Origin of the sequence: Limimaricola litoreus (genome assembly GCF_024159025.1) — a bacterium.
Classification (GTDB): Bacteria; Pseudomonadota; Alphaproteobacteria; order Rhodobacterales; family Rhodobacteraceae; genus Limimaricola; species Limimaricola litoreus.
The window spans coordinates 1-7704 of record NZ_JAMYXC010000035.1; the positions used below are offsets into that span (position 1 = coordinate 1).

At 69.1% G+C, this 7704-nt stretch carries 6 protein-coding genes; 2 read left to right on the forward strand and 4 right to left on the reverse strand.

All coding sequences use genetic code 11. The features are described 5' to 3' along the window. Nucleotides 1-174: 174 nt before the first annotated feature. The 4 genes from NHG85_RS02795 to ilvD all read right to left on the reverse strand — a co-directional run bounded on the left by NHG85_RS02795 (nucleotide 175) and on the right by ilvD (nucleotide 5659). Nucleotides 175-1080 carry a LysR family transcriptional regulator gene (locus NHG85_RS02795; protein ID WP_253329612.1) on the reverse strand — a complete coding sequence of 302 codons (906 nt, stop codon included), beginning with the start codon at nucleotides 1078-1080 and terminating at the stop codon, nucleotides 175-177. Between the two features lie 121 nt (nucleotides 1081-1201). Then, nucleotides 1202-3217: an NADPH-dependent 2,4-dienoyl-CoA reductase gene (locus tag NHG85_RS02800; RefSeq protein ID WP_253329614.1), complete on the reverse strand. Its 2016-nt coding sequence runs from the start codon at nucleotides 3215-3217 to the stop codon at nucleotides 1202-1204. A 76-nt stretch (nucleotides 3218-3293) separates the two neighbouring features. Continuing rightward, complete coding sequence (locus NHG85_RS02805) at nucleotides 3294-3929, reverse strand: DUF6478 family protein (protein WP_253329616.1); 636 nt, start codon at nucleotides 3927-3929, stop codon at nucleotides 3294-3296. Continuing rightward, entirely contained in the window at nucleotides 3926-5659 is a 1734-nt protein-coding gene (gene ilvD / locus NHG85_RS02810) for a dihydroxy-acid dehydratase (RefSeq protein WP_253329618.1), read from the reverse strand. The genes NHG85_RS02805 and ilvD overlap by 4 nt, the downstream gene beginning before the upstream one ends. A 202-nt stretch (nucleotides 5660-5861) precedes the next feature. On the opposite strand from ilvD, the gene accD reads away from it, so the two are divergent. Both accD and NHG85_RS02820 read left to right on the forward strand, forming a co-directional pair. After that, the gene (gene accD, locus NHG85_RS02815) at nucleotides 5862-6857 is read left to right on the forward strand and encodes an acetyl-CoA carboxylase, carboxyltransferase subunit beta (protein ID WP_253329626.1); all 996 of its coding nucleotides are present in this window, start codon (nucleotides 5862-5864) and stop codon (nucleotides 6855-6857) included. Then, on the forward strand, nucleotides 6854-7704 hold an 851-nt coding region (locus NHG85_RS02820; RefSeq protein WP_253329627.1), incomplete at its 3' end, for a bifunctional folylpolyglutamate synthase/dihydrofolate synthase. The genes accD and NHG85_RS02820, both read left to right, overlap by 4 nt.

Genomic DNA, 7704 nt, shown 5'->3' on the forward strand with positions numbered 1-7704 from the left:
CGGTGCGCGACCGGCTGCTGCGCGATCACGGCATCAATGGGGCGAGGGTTGAGGCGCGGGGCGCGGGCTGGCTCGCCCCCCGCGCCTCCAACGCCACCGCCGAAGGCCGCGCCGCCAACCGCCGGGTCGAGGCGCTGGCGGCGGAAGGCTGAGGAGAGGCGCCGCAGCCGGGGCCTACCAGGTGTCGGGGCCCTTTTCGGCGAAAGCCTCGACCAGAAAATCGATGAAGGCGCGCACCTTCGGCTGGGTGAAGCGACCCGGCGGGTAGACCGCGTAGATCCCTTGCGTCTCGGTCGGCAGGTTCGGAATCGCCTCCTCCACCAGTCCCTTCTTCAGCGCGTCCGCATAGAGAAAGGACGGCAGGTAGGCGATGCCGAGGCCGCCGATGCAGGCATTGAGCAGTGATTGGCCGTCGTTGACCGTCAGCCAGCCCGCGGTGCGCACCTGCCGCTTTTCACCGGAGGGCGCGGTCAGCTTCCACACCGCGCCGTTCGAGGCGTTGGAGTAATGCAGCAGCTTGTGCTCGTTGAGATCGTCGATCCGGGCGGGGCGGCCGTAGCGCTCGAAATAGGCGGGCGAGGCGATCATCTTCTTGGAGGTCTCGGTCAGCTTGCGCGCGCGCAGCGTGCTGTCCTCCAGCTCGCCGATGCGCACCGCCATGTCGAAGCCCTCGGAGATCAGCTCCACGAAGCGGTTGTTGAGCACCATGTTGACGGTGATGTCCGGAAATTCCTGCAGGAAATCGCCCAGGACCGGGCTCAGATGATTGACCCCGAAATCGGTGGCGACCGAGATCCGCAAGAGCCCCGATGGCGCCGATTGCATCGAGGTGACCAGCGCGTCGGCCTCGCCCGCATCGTTCAGGACGCGGCGCGCCCGGTCGTAATAGGCCAGCCCGATCTCGGTCGGGCTGACGCGCCTCGTGGTGCGGTTCAACAGCCGCGCGCCGAGCCGCGCTTCGAGCGAGGAGACATGCTTCGAGACGGCGGATTTGGAGATCCCCATCTTGCGGGCCGCATCGGTGAACCCGCCCTGGTCCACCACGGTGGCAAAGGCCTCCATCTCTGTCAGCCTGTCCATGGCCGGTCTCCGTCGTTGTCGTTTCGATCGGCTCCCTGTGTGATGGCAGATTCGGGCATGATTGGGTCAGGCCCCTGACAATAAAGCGGTTCGCCCTCAATCGATGCGCAGGCGGAAACAGCTAGAGTCGGGCGGCGAGCCGCGTGCCCTGGTCGATCGCGCGCTTGGCGTCGAGCTCGGCGGCGACATCGGCGCCGCCGATCACATGCGCCTCGACCCCAAGCGTCAGCAACGCATCGGCCAGCCCCCGTTCGCTCTCCTGGCCTGCGCAGAGCACGACGGTGTCGGCCTCGATCAGCCGCGGCCCCTCGGGCGTGGTGACATGCAGCCCCTGCGCACCGATGCGCTCGTAGCTCACGCCGCCCAGCATCTCCACCGCGCGCATCTGAAGCCCTGCGCGGTGCACCCAGCCGGTGGTCTTGCCGAGCCGCTTGCCCAGCTTCTCGGCCTTGCGCTGCAAAAGCGTCACGCGCCGGATCGCGGGATCGGGGCGCGGGCCCTCGGGGGCGAGGCCGCCGCGCGAAACCGACGGATCGGCCACGCCCCATTCGGCGCGCCATGCGGGCGCATCAATGGTGGTGCTGTGCCCGGTCACGAGATATTCGGCCACGTCGAAGCCGATGCCGCCCGCGCCCACCACCGCGACGCGCGGCCCGGCCTCGGCCCGACCCGAGAGCAGATCGGCATAGGAGATGACGTTCGGCCCCTCCTGCCCCGGAAGGGCCGGATCGCGCGGGCGCACCCCGGTGGCGACGATCACCTCGTCAAAGCCCGACAGCGCCTCGGCCTGCGGCGCGTGACCCAGTTTCACCTCGATGGCGCTGGCAGCCAGTTCGGTCTCGAACCAGCCGATCAGCCCGCGAAACTCCTCCTTGCCGGGGATCGCGGCGGCGTGGTGCAGCTGCCCGCCGATGCGGTCGGCCTTGTCGAACAGCGTGACCGCATGGCCCCGCTCGGCCAGCGCCAGCGCCGCCGAAAGCCCGGCGGGCCCCGCCCCCACCACCGCGATGCGGCGCGGGGCGGCGACGGGTTCGAGCACCAGCTCCGTCTCGTGGCAGGCGCGCGGATTGACAAGGCAGGACGACAGCTTGCCCGAGAAGGTGTGATCGAGGCAGGCCTGGTTGCAGGCGATGCAGGGCGCGATGCGCGCGGCCTCGCCCCGTGCCGCCTTGGCGACGAAATCGGGATCGGCGAGGAAGGGCCGCGCCATGGAGATCATGTCGGCCTGCCCTTCGGCGAGGATCTCCTCGGCCACCTCGGGCGTGTTGATCCGGTTCGAGGCGACGACCGGCACCGAGACTTCGGCGCGCAGCTTCGCGGTCAGATGCGCGAAGGCGGCGCGCGGCACGCTCGTCACGATGGTCGGCACCCGCGCCTCGTGCCAGCCGATGCCGGTGTTGAGCACATCCGCCCCGGCCTCGGTCACGGCATGGGCCAGCGCCACGATCTCGGACCAGTCCTGCCCCTCCGACACGAGGTCGAGAAGCGAGATGCGGTAGATCAGCAGCTTTTCCGGGCCCAGCGACGCGCGCACGCGGGCCACCACCTCGACCGGAAGGCGCATCCGGTTTTCGAGGGAGCCGCCCCAGCGGTCGTCGCGGCGGTTGGTGCGCGGCGCGAGGAACTGGTTGAGGAAATAGCCCTCCGACCCCATCACCTCGACCCCGTCATAGCCCGCCTCGACCGAGCGGGCCGCGGCGGTGGCGATGTCGGAAATCTGCTTTTCGATCCCCGCCTCGTCGAGCGCGTTGGGGGTAAAGGCGCTGATCGGGGCGCGGATCGCCGAAGGGGCGACGCAGTGCTTGGAATAGGCGTAGCGCCCGGCGTGCAGGATCTGCATCGCGATCCGCCCGCCCGCCTCATGCACCGCCCGCGTGACGCGGCCATGATTGGCGATATCATCTTGGGTGAACAGCCCCGCCGCGCCGGGATAGACGCCGCCCTCTCGGTTGGGCGCCATGCCGCCCGTCACCATCAGCCCGACACCGCCGCGCGCGCGCGTGGCATAGAAGGTGGAGACGCGGTCCCAATCGCCGGTTTCCTCGAGTCCGGTGTGCATCGAGCCCATCAGCACCCGATTGGGCAGGCTCAGAGGCCCCAGCGTGATCGGCGACAAGAGCTTTGGATATCTGGACATGCGGGCCTCCCTCGTGGCCGCAGACTGGCCGCGATTGACGCGCGCGTCACCCCGGACGCGACGTCAGCCGCAGGGCTCAGAAGGAGGCGCGCGGCCTGCGGGCGATCACCAGATCGCGGATTTCGATCCGCGCAGGCAGCGGGGCTTCGAAGATCAGGTCGATCCAGCCCGATTCGACCCGCTCGGGCGCGGTGTCGATGCCCCACAGGTCGAACTCGGTGCCGGTGGGTTCGCCCAAGGGCAGGCTGCGCAGCAGGGTCTCGCTGTTGGGACCCTGCCGCAGGTTGAGCCGCGCGAAGCTTCGCGGCGCGCCCTGCGCGCCGAGATCGACATCGATCCCGAGGAGATGCCGCCGCTCCAGCCCGACCAGCGCCGCCTCGGGCAGCGCGATGGCGAGGCTCAGGAAACTGCCGTCGAAACCCTCGGCGCAAAGTCGCAGCGGCCAAGGGCCCTGCGGGTCGGGGGCGGGCCGTTCGATCTGCAGATCGGGGGCGGTGGCGTCGTGAAAGAGCTGCACGCCGCCGCACAGACCGGCCCCCGACGCCGCGGGCAGCGGCCCCGCGCCCGGCGTGGCGCCAGCCCAGGCCTCGGGCCGCCAGGCCCAGTCCGCCCCCGCCAGCCGCAAGGGCGAAGGCGCAGCACCCTGCTCCTTTGGCGCGGCGTGGCGCAGGCGGGACAGGCGCCGCGACAGGCGCGGCAGGCCCGGCCTCACTGGTCCATGTAGACGTGGCTTTCGCCGGCGGCACCGGGATGGGTCACGGCCCCCTTGCGGGCCGAACCGACGAGCTGGGCGTATTTCCACAGCGCACCGGCGGTGTAGTCATTGGTGCGAGGGCCCTTCCAGGCGCCCTTGCGCTCCGCGAGCTCGGTGTCTGACAGATCGACCGAAATCTCGCCCTTCGTGGCATCGATGGTGATCATGTCGCCGGTCTTGAGAAGCGCGATCGGCCCGCCATGCGCGGCTTCGGGGCCGACGTGGCCGACGCAGAAGCCGCGGGTGGCACCCGAGAAGCGGCCATCGGTGATGAGTGCCACCTTCTTGCCCATGCCCTGCCCCGAAAGCGCGGCGGTGGTCGAAAGCATCTCGCGCATGCCGGGGCCGCCCGCCGGGCCCTCGTTGCGGATGACGATCACGTCGCCCTCGGCGTAGTCGCGGCGGCGCACCGCCTCGAAGGCCTCTTCCTCGCATTCGAAGACGAGGGCCGGGCCGGTGAAGACCTGATCCTCGGCCGGCATGCCCGCGACCTTCACGATCGCACCATCGGGGGCGAGGTTGCCCTTGAGACCGACGACGCCGCCGGTCTTGGTGATCGGGTTGGCGACGGTGTGGATTACGCGGCCATCGGCCTCGCGCTCGATCAGGTCCAGCTCCTCGCCCAGGCTCTTGCCCGAGGCGGTGATGCAATCCTCGTGCAGCAGCCCCGCCTTGCGCAGCTCCTTCATCACCACCGGCACGCCGCCCTGCTCGTGCAGATCCTTGGCGACGTATTCACCGCCCGGGCGCAGGTTCACGAAATAGGGCGTGTCGAGGAAGATGTTGCACACGTCGAGCAGGTCGAAGTCGATGCCCGCCTCATGCGCGATGGCCGGAAGATGCAGGCCCGCGTTGGTCGAGCCGCCGGTGCAGGCGACGACCCGCGCCGCGTTCTCGAGGCTCTGGCGGGTGACAATGTCGCGCGCGCGGATGTTCTTCTCGATCAGGTTCATCACCGCCTGGCCGGAGAAGTCGCCATATTGATCGCGGCTCTCATAGGGAGCGGGCGCACCCGAGGAGTTCAGGAGCGCGAGACCCACCGCCTCGGAGACGCAGGCCATGGTGTTGGCGGTGTATTGCCCGCCGCAGGCGCCCGCCGAGGGGCAGGCCACGCGTTCGAGCACCGCGAGTTCCGCGTCCGACATGTTGCCCGCGGCGTGCTGGCCCACCGCTTCGAACACGTCCTGCACCACCACGTCCTTGCCGTTCAACTTGCCCGGCAGGATCGAGCCGCCATAGATGAAGACCGAAGGCACGTTGAGCCGGACCATCGCCATCATCATCCCCGGCAGCGACTTGTCGCAGCCCGCGAGGCCCACCAGCGCGTCGTAGCAATGGCCGCGCATGGTCAGCTCGACCGTGTCGGCGATGGCGTCGCGCGAGGCGAGCGAGGAGCGCATGCCCTCGTGGCCCATGGCGATGCCGTCGGTGACGGTGATGGTGGTGAATTCGCGCGGCGTGCCGCCGCCTTTCTTCACGCCCATCTTCACCGATTGCGCCTGACGGTTCAGCGCGATGTTGCAAGGCGCGGCCTCGTTCCAGCAGGTGGCGACGCCGACCCAGGGCTGGTGGATCTCTTCCTCCGAGATGCCCATGGCGTAGAAGTAGCTCCGGTGCGGGGCGCGCTCGGGTCCTTCGGTGACGTGGCGGCTGGGCAGTTTCGTCTTGTCGAAACGGGCGTTGGTCATGGGCTGTCCCTTCCCGGAGTTGATTGCGGGAAGGGATAGTCGCCCCCTGTCCCGACGGCAAGGCAGCTCTCGCCCGCCCCGGTTCATCTTTCCTCAAATACGCGGATCCTGCGGCCGCACGGGGGCGCTTGCGTCCGAATTGCAATCCGCCGCGCCGGAGCGTATCTCCGACATCGACCCGACGCGCGCCCGGAGCAGCAAGATGAACTGGATTTCCAACTACGTCCGTCCGCGGATCAACTCGATCTTCTCGCGCCGCGAGGTGCCCGAGAACCTGTGGACCAAGTGCGACGAATGCGGGACGATGCTGTTCCACCGCGAACTGGCCGACAATCTCAACGTCTGCACCAATTGCGATCACCACATGGCGATCACCCCGCGCGACCGCTTCAAGGCGCTGTTCGACGGCGGGGTCTTCTCGGAGGTGAAGGTGCCCGAGCCGATCGCCGATCCGCTCAACTTCCGCGACCAGAAGAAATACGTCGACCGGATCAAGGAGGCCCGCCGCAAGACCTCCGAAAAGGAGGCGATGCTGGTGGCCGAGGGCGAGATCGGCCGCACGAAGATCGTCGCCGCGGGGCAGGACTTCTCCTTCATGGCCGGTTCCATGGGGATGTATGTCGGCAATGCGATCATCGCCGCCGCCGAGCGCGCCGTCGAGCTCAAGGCGCCCCTGGTGCTCTTCTCCGCCGCCGGTGGCGCGCGAATGCAGGAAGGGATTCTCTCCTTGATGCAGATGCCGCGCACCACGGTGGCGGTCGAGATGCTGAAAGAGGCCGGGCTGCCCTATATCGTGGTGCTGACCCATCCGACCACCGGCGGCGTCACCGCCTCCTACGCGATGCTGGGCGACGTGCAGATCGCCGAGCCCAACGCGCTGATCTGCTTCGCCGGCCCGCGCGTGATCGAACAAACCATCCGCGAAAAGCTGCCCGAGGGATTCCAGCGGGCGGAATACCTGCTCGATCACGGCATGCTCGACCGTGTGACCCCGCGCGGAAAGATGCGCGAGGAGCTGATCACGATCACCCGGATGCTGATGGGGCTCGATCCTGCGGTGATGGGCGATTTGCCCGCCCCCGCGACGCCCGAGCCCGCCGCCGCCAAGGAGGCCGAGGCCACCAAGGGCAAGACGACCGAGACCCCGGCCGCCAAGCCCGCGCCGGAGGCCCCGAAAAGCGAGACGCCCAAGGGATGAGCGGCACTGGCTCCGACGCGATTCTCGCGCGGATGATGTCGCTGCACCCCAAGGTCATCGATCTCACGCTCGACCGGGTGTGGCGGCTCCTCGCGGCGCTGGATCACCCCGAGCGGCGGCTGCCGCCCGTCATCCACCTTGCCGGCACCAACGGCAAGGGCTCGACCCAGGCGATGATCCGCGCCGGGCTCGAGGCGTCGGGCGACCGGGTCCATGCCTATACCTCGCCGCATCTGGCGCGGTTTCACGAACGCATCCGGCTGGCGGGCGAGCTGATCTCGGAAGAGGCGCTGAGCGATCTTCTGGACCGCACCCATGCCGCCAACGGCCCCGATCCGATCACCTATTTCGAGATCACCACCGCTGCGGCGCTCCTGGCCTTTGCCGAGACGCCCGCGGAATGGACGCTTCTGGAAACCGGCCTTGGCGGCAGGCTCGATGCGACCAACGTGGTGGAGCGCCCCGCGCTCACCGTCATCACGCCCATCGACCTCGACCACCAGCAATATCTGGGCGAGACGCTCGAGGAGATCGCTGGCGAGAAGGCGGGCATCCTCAAGCGCGGCGTGCCTTGCGTCGTCGCCCCCCAGCACGAGGCCGCGCTCGAGGTGATCGAGGCGAAGGCGGCCCGGCTCGGCGCGCCGCTGATGGCGCATGGCCAGCACTGGCACGTCACCACCGAGGCCGGGCGGCTGGTCTACCAGGACGAGCGCGGGCTTCTGGACCTGCCGCTGCCGCGGCTGCGCGGCCCGCACCAGATCATCAATGCCGGCACGGCCATCGCGAGCCTGCGCATGCTGGGCCGCGATGGGGCCGCCGCGGAGGCCGCGACGGGGGCCAGCTGGCC

Bases quoted from the DNA above. Each gene is read 5' to 3' on its own strand.
- ilvD (WP_253329618.1), bottom strand. From the start codon at position 5,659: ATGACCAACGCCCGTTTCGACAAGACGAAACTGCCCAGCCGCCACGTC.
- NHG85_RS02800 (WP_253329614.1), bottom strand. From the start codon at position 3,217: ATGTCCAGATATCCAAAGCTCTTGTCGCCGATCACGCTGGGGCCTCTG.
- accD (WP_253329626.1), top strand. From the start codon at position 5,862: ATGAACTGGATTTCCAACTACGTCCGTCCGCGGATCAACTCGATCTTC.
- NHG85_RS02795 (WP_253329612.1), bottom strand. From the start codon at position 1,080: ATGGACAGGCTGACAGAGATGGAGGCCTTTGCCACCGTGGTGGACCAG.